21 protein-coding genes are annotated in these 23387 nt (G+C 39.7%); all 21 read left to right on the top strand.

The window, feature by feature from the left end; genetic code table 11:
- The first annotated feature begins 29 nt into the window (after positions 1 to 29).
- The 21 genes from NST40_RS25125 (at position 30) to hemB (ending at position 23368) form a co-directional block, all read left to right on the top strand.
- Positions 30 to 1862 (top strand): nucleoside-diphosphate sugar epimerase/dehydratase, encoded by a 1833-nt coding sequence (locus tag NST40_RS25125; RefSeq protein ID WP_076277506.1) that lies wholly within the window; start codon positions 30 to 32, stop codon positions 1860 to 1862.
- 23 nt (positions 1863 to 1885) lie between these two features.
- Positions 1886 to 2608, top strand: a complete 723-nt coding sequence (locus NST40_RS25120; RefSeq protein ID WP_342410098.1) for a hypothetical protein — start codon at positions 1886 to 1888, stop codon at positions 2606 to 2608.
- Between the two features lie 2 nt (positions 2609 to 2610).
- On the top strand, positions 2611 to 3636 hold the full coding sequence (locus NST40_RS25115) for a copper amine oxidase N-terminal domain-containing protein (RefSeq protein WP_342410097.1): 1026 nt from the start codon (positions 2611 to 2613) through the stop codon (positions 3634 to 3636).
- A gap of 86 nt (positions 3637 to 3722) precedes the next feature.
- On the top strand, positions 3723 to 4364 hold the full coding sequence (locus NST40_RS25110) for a sugar transferase (RefSeq protein WP_076277503.1): 642 nt from the start codon (positions 3723 to 3725) through the stop codon (positions 4362 to 4364).
- Positions 4361 to 5209: an NAD-dependent epimerase/dehydratase family protein gene (locus NST40_RS25105; RefSeq protein ID WP_076277502.1), complete on the top strand. Its 849-nt coding sequence runs from the start codon at positions 4361 to 4363 to the stop codon at positions 5207 to 5209. Before NST40_RS25110 ends, NST40_RS25105 begins: the two co-directional genes overlap by 4 nt.
- A gap of 1 nt (position 5210) precedes the next feature.
- Complete coding sequence (locus NST40_RS25100) at positions 5211 to 5990, top strand: glycosyltransferase family 2 protein (protein ID WP_081387590.1); 780 nt, start codon at positions 5211 to 5213, stop codon at positions 5988 to 5990.
- 26 nt (positions 5991 to 6016) lie between these two features.
- Positions 6017 to 6919, top strand: a complete 903-nt coding sequence (locus tag NST40_RS25095) for a glycosyltransferase family 2 protein (protein ID WP_076277501.1) — start codon at positions 6017 to 6019, stop codon at positions 6917 to 6919.
- Positions 6920 to 7690, top strand: coding sequence for a glycosyltransferase family 2 protein (locus NST40_RS25090; RefSeq protein ID WP_076277500.1), 771 nt, complete (start codon positions 6920 to 6922; stop codon positions 7688 to 7690). It begins immediately after the preceding gene.
- A complete protein-coding gene (locus NST40_RS25085; protein WP_342410096.1) occupies positions 7668 to 8864 on the top strand; it encodes a glycosyltransferase family 4 protein in 1197 nt (398 codons plus the stop codon). Before NST40_RS25090 ends, NST40_RS25085 begins: the two co-directional genes overlap by 23 nt.
- 69 nt (positions 8865 to 8933) lie before the next feature.
- Complete coding sequence (locus tag NST40_RS25080) at positions 8934 to 10145, top strand: O-antigen polymerase (RefSeq protein WP_256719066.1); 1212 nt, start codon at positions 8934 to 8936, stop codon at positions 10143 to 10145.
- 70 nt (positions 10146 to 10215) lie between these two features.
- Positions 10216 to 11634, top strand: a complete 1419-nt coding sequence (locus tag NST40_RS25075) for a hypothetical protein (protein WP_076277497.1) — start codon at positions 10216 to 10218, stop codon at positions 11632 to 11634.
- Between the two features lie 196 nt (positions 11635 to 11830).
- Positions 11831 to 12709 carry a glucose-1-phosphate thymidylyltransferase RfbA gene (gene rfbA, locus NST40_RS25070; protein WP_076220842.1) on the top strand — a complete coding sequence of 293 codons (879 nt, stop codon included), beginning with the start codon at positions 11831 to 11833 and terminating at the stop codon, positions 12707 to 12709.
- A gap of 20 nt (positions 12710 to 12729) precedes the next feature.
- A complete protein-coding gene (gene rfbC, locus NST40_RS25065; protein WP_076277496.1) occupies positions 12730 to 13290 on the top strand; it encodes a dTDP-4-dehydrorhamnose 3,5-epimerase in 561 nt (186 codons plus the stop codon).
- A 33-nt stretch (positions 13291 to 13323) separates the two neighbouring features.
- Positions 13324 to 14319: a dTDP-glucose 4,6-dehydratase gene (gene rfbB / locus NST40_RS25060; RefSeq protein WP_076277495.1), complete on the top strand. Its 996-nt coding sequence runs from the start codon at positions 13324 to 13326 to the stop codon at positions 14317 to 14319.
- Between the two features lie 3 nt (positions 14320 to 14322).
- A complete protein-coding gene (locus NST40_RS25055) occupies positions 14323 to 14967 on the top strand; it encodes a YdcF family protein (RefSeq protein ID WP_342410095.1) in 645 nt (214 codons plus the stop codon).
- 484 nt (positions 14968 to 15451) lie between these two features.
- Complete coding sequence (gene hemA, locus NST40_RS25050) at positions 15452 to 16849, top strand: glutamyl-tRNA reductase (protein WP_076186087.1); 1398 nt, start codon at positions 15452 to 15454, stop codon at positions 16847 to 16849.
- 5 nt (positions 16850 to 16854) lie between these two features.
- Positions 16855 to 17682, top strand: a complete 828-nt coding sequence (ccsA, locus tag NST40_RS25045; RefSeq protein WP_076129405.1) for a cytochrome c biogenesis protein CcsA — start codon at positions 16855 to 16857, stop codon at positions 17680 to 17682.
- Between the two features lie 5 nt (positions 17683 to 17687).
- The gene (locus NST40_RS25040; protein WP_339281344.1) at positions 17688 to 18335 is read left to right on the top strand and encodes an NAD(P)-dependent oxidoreductase; all 648 of its coding nucleotides are present in this window, start codon (positions 17688 to 17690) and stop codon (positions 18333 to 18335) included.
- Between the two features lie 652 nt (positions 18336 to 18987).
- Positions 18988 to 19941, top strand: a complete 954-nt coding sequence (hemC, locus tag NST40_RS25035; protein ID WP_076129403.1) for a hydroxymethylbilane synthase — start codon at positions 18988 to 18990, stop codon at positions 19939 to 19941.
- A 5-nt stretch (positions 19942 to 19946) separates the two neighbouring features.
- A complete protein-coding gene (gene cobA / locus NST40_RS25030) occupies positions 19947 to 21494 on the top strand; it encodes a uroporphyrinogen-III C-methyltransferase (protein ID WP_076219621.1) in 1548 nt (515 codons plus the stop codon).
- An 875-nt stretch (positions 21495 to 22369) separates the two neighbouring features.
- Positions 22370 to 23368: a porphobilinogen synthase gene (gene hemB / locus NST40_RS25025; protein ID WP_076129402.1), complete on the top strand. Its 999-nt coding sequence runs from the start codon at positions 22370 to 22372 to the stop codon at positions 23366 to 23368.
- The last annotated feature ends 19 nt before the right edge of the window (positions 23369 to 23387 follow it).

Below are 23387 nucleotides of genomic sequence, written 5' to 3'. Positions count from 1 at the left end.
TAAAAATGTTATTTTTGGAGGCACTGAAAATGACAGCGAAATCTAGAGTGGTTCTTTTATTCTTCATTGATCTTGCGATCATTTGGTTCAGTATTGTGACATCTTATATGTTCCGATTCTATGATAACTTTCCCCAAGAGTATGTAATTCAAATGTTGCAATTTGGATTGATTTCAACGGTTTCATTTGGGGGGAGTCTGATTTATTTCGGTTTGTACCGGAGAATGTGGCAATATGCCAGTATTGGCGAGATTATTTCCATTCTTAAAGCTAGCATAGTAGGTGGGGGGATTGCTTACGCTCTGGCTTTCTTTATCCTACCTGCACGTGTACCACTTGGGGTGGAGGTGCAAGCCATGGAGGCGACCCTTGTCCTAGTGGGCGGAGTTCGCTTTTTGTGGAGAGTATTTCGTAATGATCGGATCAATTACAAGGACACGCAGACCCAGACGCTTATTGTCGGGGCAGGGGATTGTGGAATATTGATTGCCAGAGAAATGATGGGACCCTCTTTTGCCCATACCAAGTTAGTAGGCTTTATTGATGACAGCATGAACAAATTTCATATGACAATAATGGGTATTCCAGTGTTGGGTAACCGTTACGCAATTCCTGCTATCGTGAAAGAACGCGGAATCCATGAGATTATAATTGCGATGCCTTCCGTTTCACGTACTGAGATTTCTGAGATCATTAATCTTGCGAAGAAGACAGGAGCTAAACTTAAGATTATTCCAGCACTAAATGATCTGATTGCTGGAAAAATATCTGTAAAGAAGCTGCGGGATGTCAGTGTGGAGGATTTACTGGGGCGTGAACCTGTCGTAGCTGATCTAAACGGTATTCTTAGTTATGTGCATAATAGAACTGTATTAGTTACAGGAGCTGGTGGATCTATCGGCTCGGAGTTATGTCGTCAAATCTCACCTTTCGCACCGGAGAAGTTATTGCTTCTTGGACACGGAGAGAACAGTATCTACACGATCGAAATGGAGCTGCGTAAAAAATTCCCTGATTTAAATATAGTTACGGTGATAGCAGATGTGCAAGACCGTAATCGCATGATGGACGTTTTCCGTAGCCATAGACCGCATGTTGTCTTTCACGCAGCAGCACATAAACACGTTCCCTTAATGGAGCGGAATCCTTCGGAAGCCATTAAAAATAATGTTTTTGGTACAAAAAATGTTGCGGATTGTGCAGATAAATACGGAGCTGAAAGATTTGTAATGATCTCTTCAGACAAAGCGGTTAATCCAACTAGTGTAATGGGTGCGACTAAAAGAATTGCTGAGATGTATGTTCAGAGTTTGGATACAACGAGTGAGACTAAGTTCTCAGCGGTGCGTTTTGGAAATGTACTTGGTAGTAGAGGAAGCGTAATACCAGCATTTAAGAAGCAAATTGAAGCTGGTGGACCGGTCACGGTTACCCATCCTGAGATGGTACGTTACTTTATGACAATACCAGAAGCGGTACAGTTAGTAATCCAATCGGGTTCCTTTGCTAAAGGTGGCGAAGTCTTCATATTAGATATGGGAGAACCTGTAAAGATTCTGACACTGGCAGAGGATTTAATTACTTTGTCTGGATATGAGCCATATGCGGACATTGACATTCAGTTCTCAGGCATTCGGGAAGGTGAGAAGTTATATGAAGAATTGCTCACCGATGAAGAGAATCTAGATTCTACACATCACGGTCGGATCTTTATTGGCAGACCTAATGTGATCAGTCAGAATCAGATGGAACTGGAATTTAAACGTTTGGAACGTGTGCTAGCGGAGGATGCGGAAGTAATACGAGAGGTCATTGATCAGATTGTACCCATGCAACCAGTTGCTCAAGCTGCAATTAGCTAATTAATTCAAATGGGGGATACCCAATGTTCAATAAAAGATGGAAGAAGATATTAATTTGGACACTATCAGTCCTTGTTGTACTGGGTGTAGGTGGATTATTCGCTGCTAATTATGCTGTGGATAAGCTGATGAACTCCATGGCGGAGGGATTAGACTTAGAATCGGAAGATACAGTTACCGATGTTCGAGTTGAAGAGGTAGTGGACTCAACACCGACAGCTACTCCTGTTAGTACTTTTAGTGAACCTGTTGAGACTCCAATGCCTGTGGTAGAGCCTCTAAACGGATCTACCGAAGTTGGGGCAACTAATCCTCCTATAGCTAGCCAAAAAAAGGGGAACAACAAAACTCAAGCAACTCCAACTATAACAATACAACCATCTATCGAACCTTCCAAAGAAGTTTCTAACAGTACTGACGAAGGCTATACAGCTCAGATTTCTGCGGATAAGGCGAAGAAAATTCAAGATAATGTCACTGTGAAAGAGAAAGCAGATGTGGCCTCTATTGTATTAGGACAACTAAGTGTAGCAGATATAAAGAGGCTCAAGGAATTGGCATCTGGCGGGTTGACCCTTGATGAGAAACGGGAAGCGCGAAGTATTATTCTCGATAAAGTATCGGAAGAACAGTACAATGAGCTTTCACAGATTGCTAAGAAGTATGGAGTAAGTCAAGGGAAAACACGTGACCAAATCATTGCCGAAGAAGAACAATTAAAAGCGATAGAAAAGGGAAGTGAATAAGCATGTCTAAAGTAACACTACCAGTAGTAGCTTTATCATTAATTGCTTCAATTGGTTTAGCGCCATTAACAGCATCCGCACCTATATCAGTATCGGCAGCTGCGGTGGTGCCAAATGCAACGACTAAGACTGCAACTACTACGATTAAAGTGCAAAGTATGAATGTGAATTTGATTTTTGACGGCGTGAGTATTCAGCCACCCACAGGTCAGTATGTATTCATGTACAACAATACTACTTATATTCCATTACGCTTTATGTCATATGCCTTGCAGAAAAGTGTTGCTTGGGATGCTAAAAACGTTAAAGTTACCGTAGCAGAGCCTAGCAGTTCAGAACTAGTTGTGATTAAAGAATACCTAATGAATGCAACGAACGGGAATAGTACTTCAGTAGCATCGAAGAATATTGTCCTCAATCAAGTTAAGGCAAGTTATGTATTTAACGGTTCAACCAAGGCTTTGCCTGCAGGTCAATCCAGCTTCATCCTGAATGGGTCCTTATATGTGCCCCTTCGTTTTTTATCGGAATCTGTAGGTCATAACATTAGCTGGGATCAGAAGACGAAGACCATTACTGCTGCTTCCAAGGCTTATCAAGAGCAATCCAATAATGGTTCAACAGGTAACAATGGTAAGGATTTATCTCCAGTAGCAACACCAGCACCAACGGATACAACTGACGCAGCGGGTGGGGGTTCTGCGGAAACTGGAAAGGTTTCATATGAAACTATCACCAGTGACACAGAAGCTAAGCTTACGGCGCTTAAAAATCAAAGCCAATCGACATTAATGAATATTGCGTTTGAGTATATAGGAGCAACAGATGAAGCGAGTAAGAAAAGTATTAAAGCTAAAGGGGTACAACAACTAGCCTCATTTACTGCTAGCTTTAATAGTATAGTCACTGATGCTGAACAAAAACTGAACAGTAATGGCTACAGTACAGAAATTATTGGTAAATATAAAAGTGAATTTGAATCGCAGCTGCAGTTGGGGAAAGATCTGGCTGCAGGAATGTCTAAATAATTTAATTTCGAGAGTAAAATATCATCTCTCTGTTTAAGCATAGAGATGATATACATTGAATAAATACCTGAGAAAGGATTTGAATTATGAGTTCATATTTTTATGTGAAGAAAACTATTGATACTTTTTTGGCTCTAATTGGAATTCTCCTGCTATGGCCTTTTTTTTTGATTATAGCAATTATAATAAAATTGAATTCAAAAGGTCCTATTCTATTTAAACAAAAGAGATTGAGTAAGAATAAAAAAGAGTTTTATATTCTTAAGTTTAGGACTATGCGAATTGATACACCCAAAGATATGCCAACTCATCTGTTAGAAGATCCTAATTTTTTTATAACTAAAGTAGGTAAATTTCTTAGAAAAACAAGCTTGGACGAATTGCCTCAAATTATCAATATTCTGAGAGGTGAGATGAGTATTGTTGGGCCAAGACCAGCTTTATGGAATCAATATGATCTTATAGAGGAAAGAGATAAATATGGTGCAAATGATGTACTGCCGGGTCTCACAGGATGGGCACAAATTAATGGGAGAGATGAACTCTCAATCGATATTAAAGCTAAATTGGATGGAGAGTACATTGAAAAAATGGGTATCCGTATGGATAGTAAATGTTTTGTTAGGACGATTACTGGAGTTATTAAAAGTGAAGGTGTTGTAGAGGGTAGGACTGGAAAAATTAATAAAAATGATTCTTTAAGCACTGAGGAGATAATAACAGGATGAAGAAAATACTTGTTACAGGTGCTAATAGTTACGTGGGTACAAGTTTTAAAAAATGGATTGAAAAGTATTCTAATATTTATATCATTGAGTCAATAAATTTAAGAAGTGATTCCTGGAAGGGAAGAGATTTTTCAAAATATGATGTTATATTTCATACTGCTGGTATTGCCCATATTAAGGAAACGAAAAAAAACAAAGAATTATTTTTTAAAGTGAATCGTGATTTAGCATATGAAGTTGCTTACAAAGCAAAAAGGGAGGGAGTTAAGCACTTTATATTTTTGAGTTCTATGAGCGTTTATGGGATTGATAATGGTTTAATTCTTTCAGATTCGACTTTAAATCCTAAGAGTAGTTATGGCCGTTCTAAATTAGAAGCTGAGAAATTGATAAATACGCTAGAAAATGATTCATTTAAAGTTGCGGTCGTTAGACCACCAATGATATATGGTAAAAATTGTAGAGGTAATTATCCGAAATTGGTTAAAATGGCACTTAGGTTCCCCTTTTTTCCTAGTATTGAAAATAAACGAAGTATGATTTATATAGATAATTTTTGTGAATTTGTAAGATTGTTGATTGATGATTGTGCCGAGGGAACGTACTTTCCACAGAATGAAGAATATGTTTGTACTTCTCATCTGGTTAAGCTTGTGGCAAAAGTTCATGGTAAAAAAATAAATATGTTAAATTCATTTAATCCTTTACTTAGGTTTATAAAATCAAGAACACTAAATAAAGTATTTGGTAATTTAGTTTATGATAAAAAACTCTCTGAATATAAGAAAAAATATTGTATTAATGACTTTAATGAATCGATCATTTTATCCGAAACGAGGCTTTGAAATGAGTAAGATAGCACAGGATGAAAAATTAGTCAGTATTATTATGCCTGCTTATAACTGTGAAAAATATATAAGGGATTCTATTAATTCTGTCCTTAATCAGACATATCAATATTGGGAACTTATTATTATCGATGATGGTTCGGTTGATCAAACCGTGAACATTGTTAAAAATTTAACCGAAAATGAAGATCGTGTACATTTGTATGAAAATCACCACAATCAAGGTGTTTCGGCTACAAGAAATAAAGGTATATTCCTGGCAAAAGGTGAGTGGATTGCTTTTTTGGATAGTGATGATATCTGGGATATATCTAAACTTCAAAAACAAATGAATTATCTGAGCCCTACAACTGCTGAGTTTTTATTTACAGGTTCCTCGTATATAAATGAGGAAGGGGTTTCCTATAAAGGGGTTTTTGAAGTACCAGAATTAGTAGATTATAAAAAATTAAGAAAGCATAATGTGATTTCATGTTCTTCTGTTCTTCTAAAAAAGCATTTCTTTAACAACATAAAGATGGAGAAAGACGATATGCATGAAGATTATGCGGTGTGGTTGAAAATCCTGAAAACAGGTATATGTGCATATGGTATTAACGAACCTCTTCTGGTATACAGGATCTCACGAAATTCTAAATCAGGTAATAAATTAAAAACAATTAGAATGACTTATAAAGTATTTAGATTTATAGGTATGAATCCTCTGGGTTCAGCTTATTTTATGTGTAGACATATTATAGGCTCAGTTTTAAAGTATAAGAAAATAATGGAAACTTAAATGAAGCAAATCAAGGTGGGGATTGAATGGAAAAGGGGAAAGTCTCAATAATAATAGTTAATTGGAATGGTGGATTGGTGTTATTTAATTGTATAAAGTCTATTAGAGAGTATTGCACAAATGATAATTATGAAATTATTATTGTTGATAATGATTCTTCCGATGATAGCATTAAGTTAATAGAAATGAATTTTAATAATATAAAAGTAGTGAGGAATAGCTCTAATGAAGGATTTGCGAAAGCAAATAATATAGGCTTATTGTACGCTGATGGTGAATATGTCCTATTATTAAATAGTGATACTATATTTTTAAATGATAATATTACACTAGCCAAAGAATTTATGAATAATCATAGAGAGATCAGTATGTTAGGTATTAAATTGCTAAATAGCGATTTATCATTACAAGAGAATTGCTACAAGTTGCCTACTTTAAAGTCATATTTCTGTGAATACATTTTTCGATACCGATATTCTCAAAAATATAATTATGAAGTAGAGCACCATGTTGAATGTATTAGTGGAGCATATATGTTTATTAGAAGAGAAACTATTGAGAAATTTGGGCTTTTCGATGAGCAATATTATTTTTATCAAGAAGATACTGACTTATGTAAAAGATTTTGGGACAATGGTGAGATTATGTATTATATACCTTATGCTCAAATAATACATATTGGAGGTTCTAGTACTAAAAGTGTTAAAGGGAGAATGTTATATCAGATGCACAAAAATAGATATATTTATATCGAAAAGTATTTTTCATCCCATCAAAAATCCCTATTTAATATGATTACTAAATTAGGGCTGATATCTGATTTTTTAGCATCATCTATAAAGCTTCTTTCTTATAGAATAAATTCGAAAGATTATATTGATAGATTAAGGGTTTATAAAAGAATATTTTTATTAAATAGGAGCAACTAAATGAATAAAATATCTGCAGTGATAATAACAAAAAATGAAGAGAAGAATATAAAAGAGTGTTTAGATACTTTAAATTGGGTAGATGAAATCGTAGTAATTGATTCGTATAGTGATGATAATACTATAGAAGTTGCGAAAAAATACACTAATAAGGTCTATCAAAATGAATGGAAAGGATATTCAAATCAAAGAAATTATGGTGCAAATCTTGCATCAAATAGCTGGATAATAAGTATCGATGCAGATGAAAGAATAAGTAGCGAGTTAGCAAATGAGATACAAAATACATTGAAGGATCCAAAACATGCTGCCTATAATATACCAATGCAGAATTTTGTCTTTAATAGGTGGATGAAGCATTCAGGGCTTGATAATCAATATCATATTAGATTGTATAATAAAAATTTTTGCAAATGGAATTCGGTTATACACGAAGATATAGAAACTAATGGTGGTACTATTACCAAGTTAGAAAATAAGATGTTGCACATTGCATATAAAAATGTTTCACAACTAATTGCGAAAATTGATAGATACACAGATTTAGAATCAGAAAAATTATTTGAATCTGGTAAGAAACCGAATCCAATCTCATTTATAATGTATCCACCAATAATTTTCTTGTATAAATACTTTTTTCAATTAGGTTTTCTCGATGGAATAGCAGGATTTACTTGGGCTACTTCGCTAGCTTTTTACCATCATGTGAAATTTGTGAAATATTACTTGAAAAAGGGTGAAGTGCAAAATGAAAATACAAATATTCACTAGAAACTTTTTGGGGAAAATATCAAATTTTGATGTGGGAAATTTATCTGCTATTGGTGGGGCTGAAGTTTATTTAATGCAATTAATAGAAGCTATTCACCAAAAATATTCGGATGCTGAGATAACTGTATATCAATTAGGTGATGATAATAAAGAGTTTTACACTGAACTATTTACACTTAAACATATTAAGCTAAACAAAATAGAAAAAATATTTTTCCCAATTACTTTATCACTTAAATTCAAAAAAATTATTGAGAAAGATTCACTTAAAATTTTTAACTATCCAAATTATGCTGCATTTGTAGGAGTTCAAAAAAATAGTATAGGTATATTTCATGGAGTTGAATGGGACACGGATTTATTCAGTTATGTGTTTAGAGAAGTGAAATATAGATATAGAAATATTTTTGGAGTACTTACTGCACTTTTAAAATACATATACTTTAGATTAGTAGTACCGACTTTAGTGAAAAAAGGTATTAATAACATTGACTGCCTAGTATCAGTTGACAATAATATATTCAATTATGTTAAAAAAGAGAAACATAAAGGAAAAATAAATGTGATTTACAATTGTGTAGACTTGGATTTTTTTACCGGTAATCCAAAAATCGATAATACTGCTGAATCGACAATAATATTAGTTCCAAGAAATTTGAATGTAGCACGAGGTGTTTTCTTATTACCAGATATAGTAACAAGATTACTAAAAAAAACAGATAAATTTGTTGTGCAAGTTGTTGGTACTGGACCGTTGAAAGGTTATATTGAAAAAAAAATTCAAAGTGAAAATATACAAAATCATATAAAACTATTGGGGCACGTCAATGATAGAGGGAAGATGGTAGAATTATTTCGTTCAGCAAACATTGTACTGATACCAACTGTTTTTTCAGAAGGAACTTCCTTATCAGCATTAGAAGCTATGGCTTGTAATAAACCGGTGATAATGACTAAAATAGGTGGGTTAAGTGAAATTGGAATAGATGGAGTAGATAAGCTCTCCTCTAATGCAAATGCCGAAGAGATTGCTGATAAAATATACTCTTTAATGTGTAACGAAGAATTAATGGATGAATTGAAAGTTAATTCGAGAAAATGCGTTGAAAACCATCACAATTATAAGGACTGGTCAAATAATTGGTTGGAAATTATAAATAAATTCTATATTTAAATTATATATATTTGCAAGGAGAGTGAATTAATCATAATTATTGGATATTTAGTATTTAATGTATTGTTAGTGTTGTTTGGTAATAATATATATAAAAAAAAGATTAACCCTGTGAGCATTTATTGTTATGTGTGGAGTTCTGTTGTTTTTTTGTATGAGCTAAAATTAATAAAGTACTACCCACTAACACTTACTACATGGGGAGTTGTATTTATTATGCAACTTTTATATGTAATGGGATGCTATATAGCAAAAAAAATATATCATGAAGAATTAAAGGCAACTGTCGATTTTGAAATATCATCTACTCATTCAATAAAATCCCAAAAGGTTATTCTTAATATTATAATAATTATCACTTTAATATCGGGTTGCGTCATACTTCTAAATGTATTTCAATTTTTCAGAATGTTTGGTTTTAATTTACTTGGACAAACAAATGAACTTTATTTATTTCGACTTACTGGTAGTGAAGGAATTAAGACAATACCTTATCTAGGGGTTTTGGTATATGTTTCCTTAATTTTTTCAGCGGTATATACAGTACAATACGGTTTTAAAAAAATATTTATCATCCCAATGGCTTTAATAGCCCTAGAAGAACTTACTAGTGGTGGAAGAGCCTCTCTTGTTCTTGCTCCTCTTATGTTTGTGGGAGTATTATTAGCTAGTGATGTGAAAAGTAAGTTTTCGAAAATGCAAGTTGGATTTGTATTAACACTAGTCGGAATACTCTTTATAGTTATTAGTTCGAATAGAACAGCTGGTATCGATAACGTGTATTCGAGTGAATTTCTTTACAATATAACAAATGGAAATCCTACAGTATATAAATTAATTGAATATATTACCTCTCCTTTAGGAACTTTAAATGCATTCTTGAAGGATCCTACCTTTTCTTTTGGGAAAAATACATTTTTAACAATATATAATCTGCTAAATAAAATTGGTTACAATATAAATATATCTTTGTACCAAGATGATTTTTATGTTCCGATGAGAGTGAATGTTGGTACAATGTTGCGTGAATTAATAGAAGATTTTACGATTGGAGGTTGTGCACTAATAATCTTCTTCATTGGCTTCTGTTTTAGTAGTAGTTATCTTAAATTCAGAAATACTCTTTCGTATCTTTATGCAATTTGGGTAGCCGTTTTTTTTCAGATTATTAGTTTCTCATTCTTTGATTGGCGATTAAGATCTTCTGCGGAATGGATAATTTTGGTTTGTGGTTCTGTTATTGGAGTATATTTGGATAGAAAGCTTAGATCATATAAATGAATAATAGGTTTACAGGCCACTAGTAAATTGTCTTCCAAGTTATTACAGTAAAGATGATGAGGGATGAATATTGAATAAAAAATCCATTGCTTTCATGAAAAATTTCTCATATACCTTATCGTCGAATCTGGTATCAATGATCATTTCAACAATTGTTATTTTAGTTGTACCAAAGTTAATAGGTATAGAAGATTATGGATATTGGCAATTATACCTATTTTATTCATCATATGTTGGTTTCTTGCACTTTGGTTGGAATGATGGAATCTATCTTCGATATGGAGGAAAGGAATATAAAGAGCTAGATAAAGATTTGTTCTTCTCACAATTTTGGATGTTATTTATTTTTCAAGTATTAATTGGTGTAGTGATAATTAGTTTTTCAACTATTATATTTGAAAATGTTAGTAGGCTATTTATAATTAATATGACAACATTATGTATGCTTATAATTAATGTAAGACTCATGTTAATCTATATATTACAATGTACTAATAGAATTAAGGAATATGCACAGATAACAATAATGGAAAAAGTTTTGTATTGTTGTATGATTTTAGTGTTATTAATAGCGGGTATTAGAAAATATGAAGTATTAATCATTGCTGATATAATTGGGAAACTTATTACTTTATTTTATTCAGCTTATTGCTGTAGAGAAATAGTATTTAATAAAATCTCAGCTTTTCATTTAAATGTTAGAGAGATCATTCAGAATTTTAGTGTAGGGATAAAACTTATGTTTGCAAACATCGCGAGTATGTTTATCATTGGAATCGTTCGATTTGGTATTGAAAGAACGTGGGATGTTACAACATTTGGTAAAGTTTCGCTCACACTAAGTATTTCTAGTCTAATGATGATATTTATCAATGCTGTCGGTGTAATTATCTTTCCAGTATTAAAAAGGGCAAATAAAGATAAACTAGCATTTATATATTCAACTATACGAACTTTTTTAATGATCCCTATGCTTGGATTACTTGCGGCATACTACCCAATAAAGGTAATCTTATCAGCATGGTTACCACAATATAATGAGAGCGTAATGTTTATGGCGCTTCTCTTCCCAATGTGTGTCTATGAAGGGAAAATGTCATTATTAATTAATACTTATTTAAAAACATTGAGGAAAGAAAAGCTAATGCTTACTATTAATGTGGTATCTGTGTTATTGAGCATCATTATTACAATATTGTTTACTATAGTATTTGAAAATCTCTCGTTAATTATTGTATCGATTGTGGGCCTGCTAGCTTTTCGCTGTGGTTTGGCAGAGATGCTTTTATCAAAGATACTCAATGTTTCTGTATATAAAGATATATTTCTTGAAATGATTATTTCTCTGATCTTCATATTAACTAGTTGGTTTATTGATTCATGGATCGGAGTGGCTTTATATTTAATTACGTATGGAGTGTATTTGTTCTATAAGAGAAAGGATATTAAAGGCGCAATGATAAATCTAAAACAACTAGTAAAAGTATAGTTAAATCTAATTCTAATTTAGATTCTATGCTTCCTTATTTTGTTACAGTATTTCTGAAGTTTTCAGTTTTATTATGACCTTATTGAGGTATTGATGACTTTTATCTTGATTAATAAAGACGTTTAATTCTTAATTCTATTAGTAATAGGAGAATATTAAATAGTATTAATTCTATATTATTTGGGAGAGTGAATTAATGAAAGGCATTATCCTAGCAGGCGGCAGCGGTACGCGCCTATATCCATTAACAATGGTGACAAGTAAGCAGCTTTTACCTATTTACGACAAACCAATGATTTACTATCCGCTATCCACATTAATGTTAGCGGGCATTAAAGAAATTCTTATTATTTCAACTCCAGAGGACACGCCTAGATTTGAAAGCTTATTAGGTGACGGTTCTCAATTTGGTATCTCATTACAATACAAAGTGCAACCAAGTCCTGATGGTTTAGCTCAGGCTTTTATTTTGGGTGAATCTTTTATAGGTGATGATTCTGTTGCCATGATCCTTGGAGATAATATCTACTATGGCAATGGAATGCGGAAGATGTTGCAACGTGCTTCTACTAAACAACAAGGAGCAACGGTGTTCGGATATCATGTGCAAGATCCAGAGCGATTCGGTGTTGTCGAATTTAATGAAGAGGGCAAAGTGTTGAGCGTGGAGGAAAAACCAACTCAGCCAAAATCTAACTATGCAATTACTGGTTTATATTTTTATGATAACAGAGTTATTGAGATTGCTAAGAATGTTGAGGTCTCTTCAAGGGGGGAATTGGAGATTACCTCCATTAATGAAGCTTACTTAAACCTTGGTGAGCTCGATGTGGAACTTCTAGGGCGGGGATTCACGTGGTTAGATACAGGAACTCATCAAAGTCTTGTCGACGCAACTAACTTTGTACGGACTATTGAAGATCATCAGGGTATCAAGATCGCCGCTCCTGAGGAAATTGCATATATTAATGGATGGATTGACAAAAAACATTTGTGGAATTGTGGGGAGAAGTTGAGTAAGACGGGGTATGGTCAGTATTTGATGAAAGTAGCTACAGGTAAAATACAATATTAATAACTGAAAGTGTGGTAACCATGAAAATTAAAGAAACCTTACTGCAAGGTGTATTAGTCGTAGAACCAGCTGTTTTTGGGGACCACCGAGGTTGGTTTATGGAGACGTATAGCGGAGCTAAGTTTAAAGAGCATGGAATTGACATGGATTTTGTACAAGATAACCAATCCTACTCTGCAACTAAAGGAACATTACGTGGTTTGCATTATCAATTGCATCCCAAAGCACAGACGAAGCTGGTTCGGTGTACACGCGGTGCTATTTTTGATGTAGCCGTAGATATCAGAAAAGGCAGTCCTACCTATAGTAAATGGTTCGGCATTGAACTAAGTGCTGAGAATAAGAAGCAACTGCTGATCCCAAAAGGATTCGCTCATGGATTCATGACACTAACAGAAGACGTAGAGGTTCAGTATAAGTGCGATGAGCTTTATGCCCCGGAATGTGATGGGGGTATTTTGTGGAATGATCCTTCTATTGGTATCGAATGGCCTATTCATGTTACACCAGTGCTGTCTGCCAAAGATGAGAAGGCGCCTTTATTAAAAGAGGCAAATTTGAATTTTTTTTATGAAAACTAATATTAAAGATAATAGATCGGGAGTGTGCGTTCATTGAGTAAGCAAAAGATGCTGGTTACGGGTGGTGCCGGATTTATTGGAGGCAACTTCGTACAGTATATGGTAGATAAATATCCGCATTATGATATTGTGAATTTAGATTTGCTAACTTATGCGGGTGATCTAACGAAACATAAGGATATTGAGTCTAAATCGAATTATCGGTTTGTTAAAGCTGATATTGCTGACCGGGAGGCAATATTGTCTCTTTTTGAGTTGGAAAAATTCGATTATGTTGTTCATTTCGCTGCGGAGAGTCATGTGGATCGCTCAATTACTGATCCTGCGATATTTGTTCGTACGAATGTTATGGGTACACAGGTACTACTGGATGCAGCTAAAAAATTCGGCATTACTAAATTCCTCCATGTCTCTACGGATGAAGTGTATGGCGAACTTGATTTTGATCCTACTGTATTTTTTACCGAAGAAACACCTTTGCAGCCTAACAGTCCTTATAGTGCTAGTAAAACAGCGTCTGATTTGCTAGTCCGTGCTTATTATGAGACCTTTGGGTTACCAATGAACATAACACGCTGCTCGAACAATTACGGCCCCTATCATTTTCCTGAAAAACTGATTCCACTAACCATCTCAAGAGTATTAAACGAAGAGAAGGTTCCTGTATACGGGGATGGAAAAAATATTCGCGACTGGCTCCATGTCTGGGATCACTGCGCGGCCATTGACCTTGTCGTGCACCAAGGAGTAAGCGGTGAAGTTTATAATGTAGGTGGTCATAATGAGAGAACTAATCTTGAAGTAGTTAAGACGATTATCAGTACCTTGGGGAAATCTGATGATTTGATTGAATTCGTAACAGATAGATTAGGACATGATAAACGTTACGCCATTGATCCAACGAAACTTGAGAATTTAGGTTGGAAGCCAACTTATACTTTTGAGACAGGTATTGCGCAGACGATCCAATGGTATATTGATAATGCTGAATGGTGGCAACAAATCCTTAGTAACGAATCGCATAAGTGATTTATGCACGACTTAACGGTTAAGAAAAGAAAAGGTAATTTAATTAATAAAAGATGGGTCCTTGTCGTATGTTTACTATTGTTAATTACTAGTTTTTTCATTGCAGGCCGCTTCCTAGCTCTAACTGAATCTCCCAAGCAAGCCGATGTCATCATCGTCCTAAGCGGAGACCAAGGGCGTGTGGAAAAGGCAGCAGAGTTATATAAAGCAGGTTATGCTCCTTATATAATTCTTTCCAATGCCAAAGAGTCAACGAGTAAATCGGGTGACATGGTCCAAACCGCTCTAGCCTTAGGCATACCCCAGGATGTTATTTATACCGAGAACGCGGCGGATAGCACTTATCAGAATGCCGAGTACACCCTTCCTATTATGAAGGAGTACGGTTTTAAATCTGCGATGGTTGTTTCCTCTGACTTTCACATGCGGAGAGTAAAATTTCTTTTTGGTCGTGTATATAAAAAATCGGAGATTGAGCTGACGTATCTGGGTTCTGCATCAGGATATAACGCTAAACGCTGGTGGAGTGACCGAAGGAGTAGAGAAACAACGTTCAACGAGTATGTAAAAATGATCGGCAACACCTTTGGTTACAATGGTCCGGAGGCAAAAAGTACTCTTGATCAGATTAAGAACTGGTTTCGCTAATATTTTCGTCCAACTTCCGAGGTGATCTCATGAGTCAAGACCATTTAGTTTGTAAATCATCTGGGAATACTACATTCGTTAAAGGAGAAATGAGCAACCGATAGGCTAACGTCATGCTTATTGGAAAAACCTTCTGTTTTGGCTGAGAAGTTTTAAGTCACTGAGCAGTGGCTTATTTTTTTGGAGAACGGACTTTTTGACAATTTTAAGAACTAGTAGGCGATAATATTTCATTCTCACTTCCATAACCTTATAAATTAGCTAAAAATAACTCATCCTAACCGTAGCGAACCTACGGTTTTTTATTTATAATAATTATTATCTGGATTTCATAAAGCGTTCAAAAAATCTGTAAAAAGTCTTATTTTCGTGTGATATACTTAACACAGTGTTTTGAGATGTTGTGAAAGTGAACGGTATGTAAGGTATTAATTTATATAATTGGATTTCAGCAACTTATAGAGACTAGGATGGTGAACTATCGATGCACATCGTCGTCGTTGGCCTGAATTATCGTACGGCTCCCGTGGAGGTACGGGAACAGTTTGCTTTTGCGGAAAGTGATCTTCCGGCAGCGCTCCATCAACTGATGAAGACGAAGGGTGTGCTAGAAGGGGTCTTAGTAGCTACCTGCAACCGTACGGAAATTTATGTGGTGATGGACCGCCTTCATATGGCTGGTTATTTCATCCGCGGCTTTATGGAGCAATGGTTTGGTGTGAAAAGCGAGCAATTTGCTCAGCATATGTATATTTATGAAGACGAGCAGGCGATTGCGCATTTGTTCCGCGTGACCTGCGGTCTGGATTCCATGGTGATTGGGGAGACGCAGATCCTGGGACAGGTGCGGAGTTCTTTTCTCACAGCTCAGGCTGAGGGTGTAACTGGAACTTGGTTCAATCGGTTGTTCAAGCAAGCGGTGACGCTCGGCAAAAGAGCACATAGTGAAACGTCAATCGGCGAGAGCGCAGTATCGGTCAGTTATGCGGCTGTGGAGCTGGGCAAGCGGATTTTTGGCATGTTCACTGGGAAAAAAGTGCTGATTCTCGGCGCCGGCAAAATGAGCGAGCTTACCGTGAAGCATCTATACAGTAGTGGTGCGGCAGAAGTGATTGTCGCTAACCGTACGCTGTCGCGTGCGATTGAATTGGCGGAGAAGTTCTCGGGTAAGCCGAGCACGATTGAAGATGCGTTAACAACTCTAAATGAAGTAGATATCGTGATCAGCTCGACAGGAGCAGACGGGTACGTGCTTACGGCTGATAAGGTAGCGCATGCTATGAAACGCCGCCCTTCGCGGCCGCTTTTTATGATAGATATTGCTGTACCACGTGATATTGATCCTGCGGCGGCAAATGTGCCGGATGTTTTTTTGTATGATATTGACGATCTGGAGGGCATTGTGGAGAACAATCTGGAAATGCGCCGAAGTGAAGCTGCGAAGATTGAAGTGATGATCAGTGAGGAAATGGATGAGTTCCAGCTGTGGCTCAAGACGCTTGGTGTAAGACCTGTAATCCGGGCGCTCCAGGATAAATCGAATACGATTCATGAAGAAACGATGGAAAGTCTGTTCAATAAGCTGCCCGAGCTGGACGAGCATCAGCGGAAAGTGATCCGCCGTCTGACTAAAAGTATTGTGAACCAGATGATGCATGATCCGATCAATGTAATTAAAGAGCTGTCCGGCGGTAAGCAGGGAAATGAAGCTCTTGATTATTTTTCCAAAATCTTTGCGTTGCAGGAACAGCTCAAATCCGATTCAGATGATGGAGATATTGCCTCAGTGAAGCAGTCTAGTTCTGGAGAACGTACGGCTGGCAGCGCTGATTTCTCTGTGCCTAAAACGGCGCTTGCTCCGGCAGGCTTGCTGGGTGGGTGAATAATATGCAACTGCTGAACGGAATATATGACGCCGCTCTGCTGGTCTATGCCCTGAGCCTGCTGTTTGTTTTCTCGGATTGCCTTAAAAGGAGTCCGGGTGGGAAGCGGTTAGGCACGGGGCTTCTTGTTGTTGTGGGTCTTTTGCAAGTTGCAGGACTTGGAATTCGTTTCTCTCAGGAGAAAGGCCTGCCTATTTTTACACCTTATGATTTCTTGTTTTGGTTTGCGTTTAGTATTGTGCTGACTTCGCTTGCGGTGGCTTTTACACGTGGTGGCGAGTTTACGATTTTGCTGCTCAGTATGGCCGGGTTTAGTGTTTTTCTGCTTAATCGGGTGTGGCTGACGGCGGGTGGACATACGCTTGAGACTTGGAGTGCGGTGTATGGCTGGCTGACGATGCATGTGATTTTGGCAAATTTGAGTTTTGCAGCACTGACGTTAGGGACGGTTTTTGCAATATTGTACTTGTTCCTGCACACCAGACTCAAAAGCAAGAAATGGAGCGACCGGATCCGTCGTTTGCCGAACCTGGAGACTACAGATAAATACTCTTACACCGCTATTTTGGTGGGCACTCCTTTGCTGGGAATATCGCTGGTGGTGGCGGGTTTATCTATAGTATCTGAGGGACGGACGCTTTTATTGAAGGATTTAAAAGTATTAACGACTCTTATCGGTCTTGGGATTTACATATTTTATATTATCTTTAAGAAGTCCGGGCGGAAAAGTGGAGTAAGTATGGCTCGCTGGGCGATTTTAGGATATGCTTTTATTATCTTAAATTTTCTGTTGAATTCTTGGTCTGATTTTCACGGTTGGAGCGGGGAGTGAAGGGCATGACGCGTTATTTACCCATAATGCTGGATTGTGAAGGGCAGCACTGTGTGGTTATTGGCGGTGGTGTCGTGGCTGAACGTAAGGTGAGCGGGCTGTTGGAAGCTGGAGCGGCGGTTAAGGTGATTAGTCCTTCTTTGACAGATCCGCTTGATTCTCTAGCTGAAAAAGGTCTTCTGATCTGGATGGACCGTACTTATGCTCCCGGAGATCTCCGTGGGGCCTTTCTCGTATATGCAGCCACTAACGATAGGGCGGTTAATGAAGAGGTTGCGCGGGAGTCTAGACGGCTTGGAATTCATGTGAATGTGGCCAGCCATGCGGAAGCGGGAAACTTTATCACGCCCGGAGTGGTTCGGAGGGGACGTTTGACGGTAGCTGTATCTACTTCAGGTGCTGGCCCGCTTGCGGCAACGAAGATCAAAAATGTGCTTGAAAAAGCGCTGGATGCGGCGTATGAGCCATATTTGGATTTTGTGCATGCCATGCGAACCCGGATTAAGGAAAAAGAACCTTCTGCTGAAGTTCGTGGAAGGCTTTTGAGGAAGCTAGGCGCGCTGGATGTGTTGAACGAGATGAGTAAGGGTACCTTCATAGCGTGGAGCCCGGAGGATATGGACGCTTGGATTGCTGAGCAACGGGTGGAGTAAAAGTGCGCGTGGACACTGTAAAGATTAGAAAATTGGGTTAGATTAAGATATGAAGTGGATGAGCGGTTTTGAGTAACTATAATGAATGGCTGAGTTGGCTCGTAGTGGCTGAGATGGTGGAATGTACGGTATAGATACTGTTGAATTGGGCTTAAGTGGCTGGGATGGCGGAATGTACGGTATAAATACTGTTGAATTGGGATGGAATAGCTTAGATGGCGGAATGTACGGTATAAATCCCGTTGAATTGGGCTTAAGTAGCTGAGATGGCGGAATGTACGGTATAAATCCCGTTGAATTGGGCTTAAGTAGCTGAGATGGCGGAATGTACGGTATAAATCCCGTTGAATTGGGTTGAAGTAGCTTAGAGGGTGGAATGTACGGTATAAATGCTGTTGAATTGGACTTAAGTAGCTGAGATGGCGGAATGTACGGTAACAATGCCCTTAAAATAAGCAACAGTCGCCGAATGAGCTAAAAGAAAGGCAAAAATGCCTCAAATTCGGCGGGGATTATCCGAAGTAGCGAATTCAAAGGCAATAATGCCTTTTTTAGAGTGAGAGTAGTTAATTGGTTAGTTTGGGTTTGGATTTCTAGTGCAAGGTTCTGCGGTGAAGAGTAAGAGGCGAACGTTACCAGGAGGAATGGACAAATGCGTAAGGTTATAGTGGGGAGTAGACAAAGCGCGCTTGCGTTGACGCAAACGGGACATGTGATTGCTGATCTGGAGCGACTTAGCGAGGAGCATGGTTTTGGTTTTACTTTTGAAGTGAAAAAGATCGTCACCAAAGGTGACCGCATTCTTGACGTTACTTTATCCAAGGTAGGCGGCAAAGGGTTGTTCGTGAAAGAAATCGAGCAAGCGATGCTGGAAAAAGAAATCGACATGGCGGTGCACAGCATGAAGGATATGCCATCCGAGTTACCGGATGGGTTGATCAATGGTGCTGTGCCGAAGCGTGTCGATCCGCGTGATGTTTTGATCTCTAACGGAGGCGTCTCGCTAGACGAGCTGCCTCAGGGTGCACGCGTAGGCACAAGCAGCTTACGCCGATCCAGCCAGCTCGCTGCGCTGCGGCCTGATCTGGTCATTGAGCCCGTGCGCGGCAACATTGACTCGCGGCTGCGCAAGCTGGAGAGCGGCGAATACGACGCAATCCTGCTGGCAGCGGCGGGGCTGTCGCGCATGGGCTGGCAGGATCGCGTGAGCGCCTACCTGCCGCCGGAGGTTTGCCTGCCCGCTGTAGGGCAGGGCGCACTCGGCATCGAGTGCCGCGCAGATGACGCTGACCTGCGGAAGCTGCTGGCATTATACAACGACGCCGATACGGCATTGACGGTAGCGGCGGAGCGCACGTTCCTTGGCGTGCTGAATGGCGGCTGCCAAGTGCCGATTGGTGCTCATGCGGTGCTTGACACAGCCGCCAAAGCTGCTACCGCTGAGCACAAAGTAATCTCGTTAACGGGGATGGTGGGAACACCGGACGGTTCAACGATTTTGAAAGAAACTTGCACGGGGATTGACCCGGTACAGCTCGGCGAAGAAGTCGCTAAAAAGCTGATTGCAAGAGGAGCGGAGAAGATACTGTCAGACGTTAGGGGATGAGTGGATTGACGGGGAAGGTTTATTTGGTAGGTGCAGGTCCCGGGGACGCAAAGCTGATTACTGTGAAAGGCCTCGAGTGTATCCAAAAAAGCGACGTACTGGTGTATGATCGCTTGGCAAGTCCTAGATTGCTGAAATGCATGAAACCCGGCGGGGAGAAGATTTATGTAGGCAAGCTGCCGGATCGCCACACGATGAAGCAGGAAGAGATTAATCAATTGTTAGTTGATTTGGCTTTACAGGGGAAAACAGTGGTGCGGCTTAAGGGTGGGGACCCTACGATTTTTGGCCGGGTGGGTGAAGAAGCGGAGCTGCTGCGCAAAAATGGGATCTATTACGAAATCGTACCGGGCATCACGTCAGCGATCAGTGTACCTGCCTATGCGGGTATACCTGTTACGCACCGCGATCATGCCTCTTCCCTGTCGATTATCACCGGGCATGAGAGTCCGGATAAACTGGATCATTCCATACATTGGGATAAAGTAACGAACGCCACGGGAACGTTAGTGTTTCTGATGGGCGTAGCTAAAATAGGTTATATCAGCGCTCAGCTGATCAAGCACGGACGGCCGCCAGAAACACCAGTGGCACTTGTGCGCTGGGGCACCCGCGCGGATCAGGAGACGCTGACGGGAACCCTCGCCGATATTGAGGCGAAGGTGAAGGCGGCGGATTTTCAGCCGCCGGCAGTCATCGTCGTCGGCGACGTGGTGCTGCAGCGTGAGCAGCTGAAGTGGGTCGAGGCGATGCCGTTATTCGGCAAACGCATCGTGGTGACACGGGCTCGCAGCCAAGCAAGCGAGCTGGTGGATAGAATTGAAGAACTCGGCGGGGAACCCTACGAGTTCCCGGTGATCGAGACGATCATGCCGGAAGGGGCAGAGAAGAAGGCGAAGATTGCTGCGGCGTTTGGCGCGCTGGAATCGTACGACTGGGTATTCTTCACTAGCCCGAACGGCGTGGAGTTTTTTTGGCGCCACTTGGCGGAGCTGGGGGCGGACATTCGCGGGCTACACCGCGCGCGTATTGCAGCGGTGGGGCCAGGCACAGCCGCCGCGCTGGCGCAGCGCGGGGTGATTGCTGAGGAACTTCCGGCGAAGTTTCAGGCGGAAGGTCTGATTGAGACGTTCGGTCCCCAGCTGCTGCCGGGACAGAACGTGCTATTGCCGCGCGGCGATCTGGCGCGGGACTGGCTGCCGGACAAGCTGAGAGAGCTTGGCCTTCAGGTGACAGACGTGGATACTTATGAAACGGTTGTCACGGGTGAGGATGACGTCGAGCTGCTGAAGCTGCTAGAGGAAGGTCGCGTTCACGCGGTAACCTTCACCAGCTCGTCAACCGTGCGTAATTTCTTACACATCCTGAAACGGTTGGGGCTTGAAGATCCGCTCCCGCTGCTTGCAAATGTGAAAATCGCCTGCATCGGTCCGTTAACGGAGCAGACTGCGGTAGACGCGGGACTGACACCGGGTCTCTTGTCTGAAGAGGCAACCATAGATGGTTTGGTGCAGGAGCTCTGCCGCTGGAATGCGGAGACTCAGCTGCAGTAGCGGTCGGATCGAGGATAGAACAAAGCAATAGTTTACTGGTGAGTTTAGCATACTTAGCTTACTTTCTGGTGGGAAGGTAGAAGCTGATTACTCCGCGGGGAGATGTTCTACGGAGAAAGGCAGTGCCTGCTTAGAAATATAGCGCTCAGCTTATATTTAGTTAGATTACAGGCTAGAGTTTGTTCATAGTTACTAAATAGTTCGTGGTTACACGTGAGTTGGTAGTTATTAAATAGTTCGTAGTTACATGTGAGTTCGTGGTTACTAAATAGTTGGGGTTACATGTGAGTTTAGAGTTTGTTCGTAGTTACTAAATAGTTCGTGGTTACACGTGAGTTGGTAGTTATTAATGAGTTCGCGGTTACTTTTACTAACTAACATTTGTTGGTTTACTCGCCGTTATATCTACGCTCAAAAGTGCCACATCGCTACCTTCAAGTAACATATAAATTGAACTCCGAACGTAGTGACTTATGGAGTTCGGAGGATAATATTTGGTTGTAAACTAACAGGTATGTAGAGAATATGCAGTAGGTTAATGTGAGCAGATCTGCTTGAGGTTTAGGTTTAGTTGTACTTCATACAATTAAATTTTCTATATATCAGCTAAAGTCGAGTTTAGTTGTAGTATGTGCAATTAAATATCCGCTAAATGAGGAATCTTCGCACTTTTGTAATAAATAACTGTAGAGAATGCAACTAAAGCTTACAATTAGGACAAAACATCGAGATAGTTGCACAAACTACAACTATACGTAGTTAGCCTGTGGTCGGCGGTTTGGTTGCGGCTAATTTAGACTTGGCTGTGGCTAGTTGTAGTTTGCTGCCAGACACATAATTTGGTTTTATATTTTATTTTTCAGGAGGATGAACAAATGAGCTTTCCAATTACACGTCACCGTCGTTTGCGCGGTTCTGCTGGAATTCGTGGCATGGTTCGGGAGACGATACTGAATGTGCTGGATATGGTACAGCCTATTTTTGTGACTTATGGAACAGGTGTGAAGAATGAGATTAGCTCGATGCCGGGTGTGTATCATTTTTCGCTGGATACGTTAAAAGCAGAAGTGGACGAGATTGCCGCACTAGGCATCCCGGCAGTATTGTTGTTCGGGATTCCTGAGACGAAGGATGCTATCGGTTCTTCCGGTTTTGCAGAGGATGGAATTGTGCAAGAGGCTACTCGCTTGATCAAGCAGTGGTACCCAGAGCTGTTGGTCGTTGCAGATACCTGCCTTTGTGAATTTACGGATCACGGACATTGTGGAATGGTGCATACGCATACGGTGAATGGTGTGGTCCATGGCGATGTTATCAACGATGCCTCGCTGGAGCTTTTGACTCGTACGGCGGTATCCCAAGCAAAAGCTGGAGCAGATATTATCGCCCCTTCCAACATGATGGATGGATTTGTTCACGCAATTCGTGCGGGACTTGATGAGAACGGCTTTGAGCATGTGCCGATTATGTCGTATTCGGTCAAATATGCTTCGGCGTTTTATGGCCCTTTCCGCGAAGCAGCGGATTCAGCACCACAGTTCGGGAATCGCAAAACATATCAAATGGACCCTGCCAATCTGCGCGAAGCACTCCGTGAAGCAGAATCCGATGTGCTGGAAGGCGCGGATATGTTAATGGTGAAGCCAGCTCTGGCTTACCTAGATGTGATTCGTACGATTCGTGATCAGTTTGATCTTCCTTTGGTGGCTTATAATGTGAGTGGAGAATATTCCATGGTAAAAGCAGCGGCACTGCAAGGCTGGATCGACGAGCAAGCCGTTGTGCTGGAAATGCTGACGGGCATGAAACGTGCTGGTGCGGACATTATTATTACTTATTTTGCAAAAGATGCAGCCCGCTGGCTGCGCGGCTAATCTTCATCACACCGACATC

This window comes from Paenibacillus sp. FSL R10-2778, assembly GCF_038593035.1.
In the GTDB taxonomy this organism is placed as follows: Bacteria; Bacillota; Bacilli; order Paenibacillales; family Paenibacillaceae; genus Paenibacillus_AQ; species Paenibacillus_AQ odorifer.
The sequence above is the reverse complement of the archived record's forward strand: the minus strand, read 5'-3'. Positions and strand labels throughout refer to the sequence as shown.

What these genes read in the sequence shown, in the direction of transcription:
- NST40_RS25125 (WP_076277506.1), top strand. Translation starts at nt 30, where the DNA reads ATGACAGCGAAATCTAGAGTGGTTCTTTTATTCTTCATTGATCTTGCG.
- NST40_RS25120 (WP_342410098.1), top strand. Translation starts at nt 1,886, where the DNA reads ATGTTCAATAAAAGATGGAAGAAGATATTAATTTGGACACTATCAGTC.
- NST40_RS25115 (WP_342410097.1), top strand. Translation starts at nt 2,611, where the DNA reads ATGTCTAAAGTAACACTACCAGTAGTAGCTTTATCATTAATTGCTTCA.
- NST40_RS25110 (WP_076277503.1), top strand. Translation starts at nt 3,723, where the DNA reads ATGAGTTCATATTTTTATGTGAAGAAAACTATTGATACTTTTTTGGCT.
- NST40_RS25105 (WP_076277502.1), top strand. Translation starts at nt 4,361, where the DNA reads ATGAAGAAAATACTTGTTACAGGTGCTAATAGTTACGTGGGTACAAGT.
- NST40_RS25100 (WP_081387590.1), top strand. Translation starts at nt 5,211, where the DNA reads ATGAGTAAGATAGCACAGGATGAAAAATTAGTCAGTATTATTATGCCT.
- NST40_RS25095 (WP_076277501.1), top strand. Translation starts at nt 6,017, where the DNA reads ATGGAAAAGGGGAAAGTCTCAATAATAATAGTTAATTGGAATGGTGGA.
- NST40_RS25090 (WP_076277500.1), top strand. Translation starts at nt 6,920, where the DNA reads ATGAATAAAATATCTGCAGTGATAATAACAAAAAATGAAGAGAAGAAT.
- NST40_RS25085 (WP_342410096.1), top strand. Translation starts at nt 7,668, where the DNA reads ATGAAAATACAAATATTCACTAGAAACTTTTTGGGGAAAATATCAAAT.
- rfbA (WP_076220842.1), top strand. Translation starts at nt 11,831, where the DNA reads ATGAAAGGCATTATCCTAGCAGGCGGCAGCGGTACGCGCCTATATCCA.
- rfbC (WP_076277496.1), top strand. Translation starts at nt 12,730, where the DNA reads ATGAAAATTAAAGAAACCTTACTGCAAGGTGTATTAGTCGTAGAACCA.
- NST40_RS25055 (WP_342410095.1), top strand. Translation starts at nt 14,323, where the DNA reads ATGCACGACTTAACGGTTAAGAAAAGAAAAGGTAATTTAATTAATAAA.
- hemA (WP_076186087.1), top strand. Translation starts at nt 15,452, where the DNA reads ATGCACATCGTCGTCGTTGGCCTGAATTATCGTACGGCTCCCGTGGAG.
- ccsA (WP_076129405.1), top strand. Translation starts at nt 16,855, where the DNA reads ATGCAACTGCTGAACGGAATATATGACGCCGCTCTGCTGGTCTATGCC.
- NST40_RS25040 (WP_339281344.1), top strand. Translation starts at nt 17,688, where the DNA reads ATGACGCGTTATTTACCCATAATGCTGGATTGTGAAGGGCAGCACTGT.
- hemC (WP_076129403.1), top strand. Translation starts at nt 18,988, where the DNA reads ATGCGTAAGGTTATAGTGGGGAGTAGACAAAGCGCGCTTGCGTTGACG.
- hemB (WP_076129402.1), top strand. Translation starts at nt 22,370, where the DNA reads ATGAGCTTTCCAATTACACGTCACCGTCGTTTGCGCGGTTCTGCTGGA.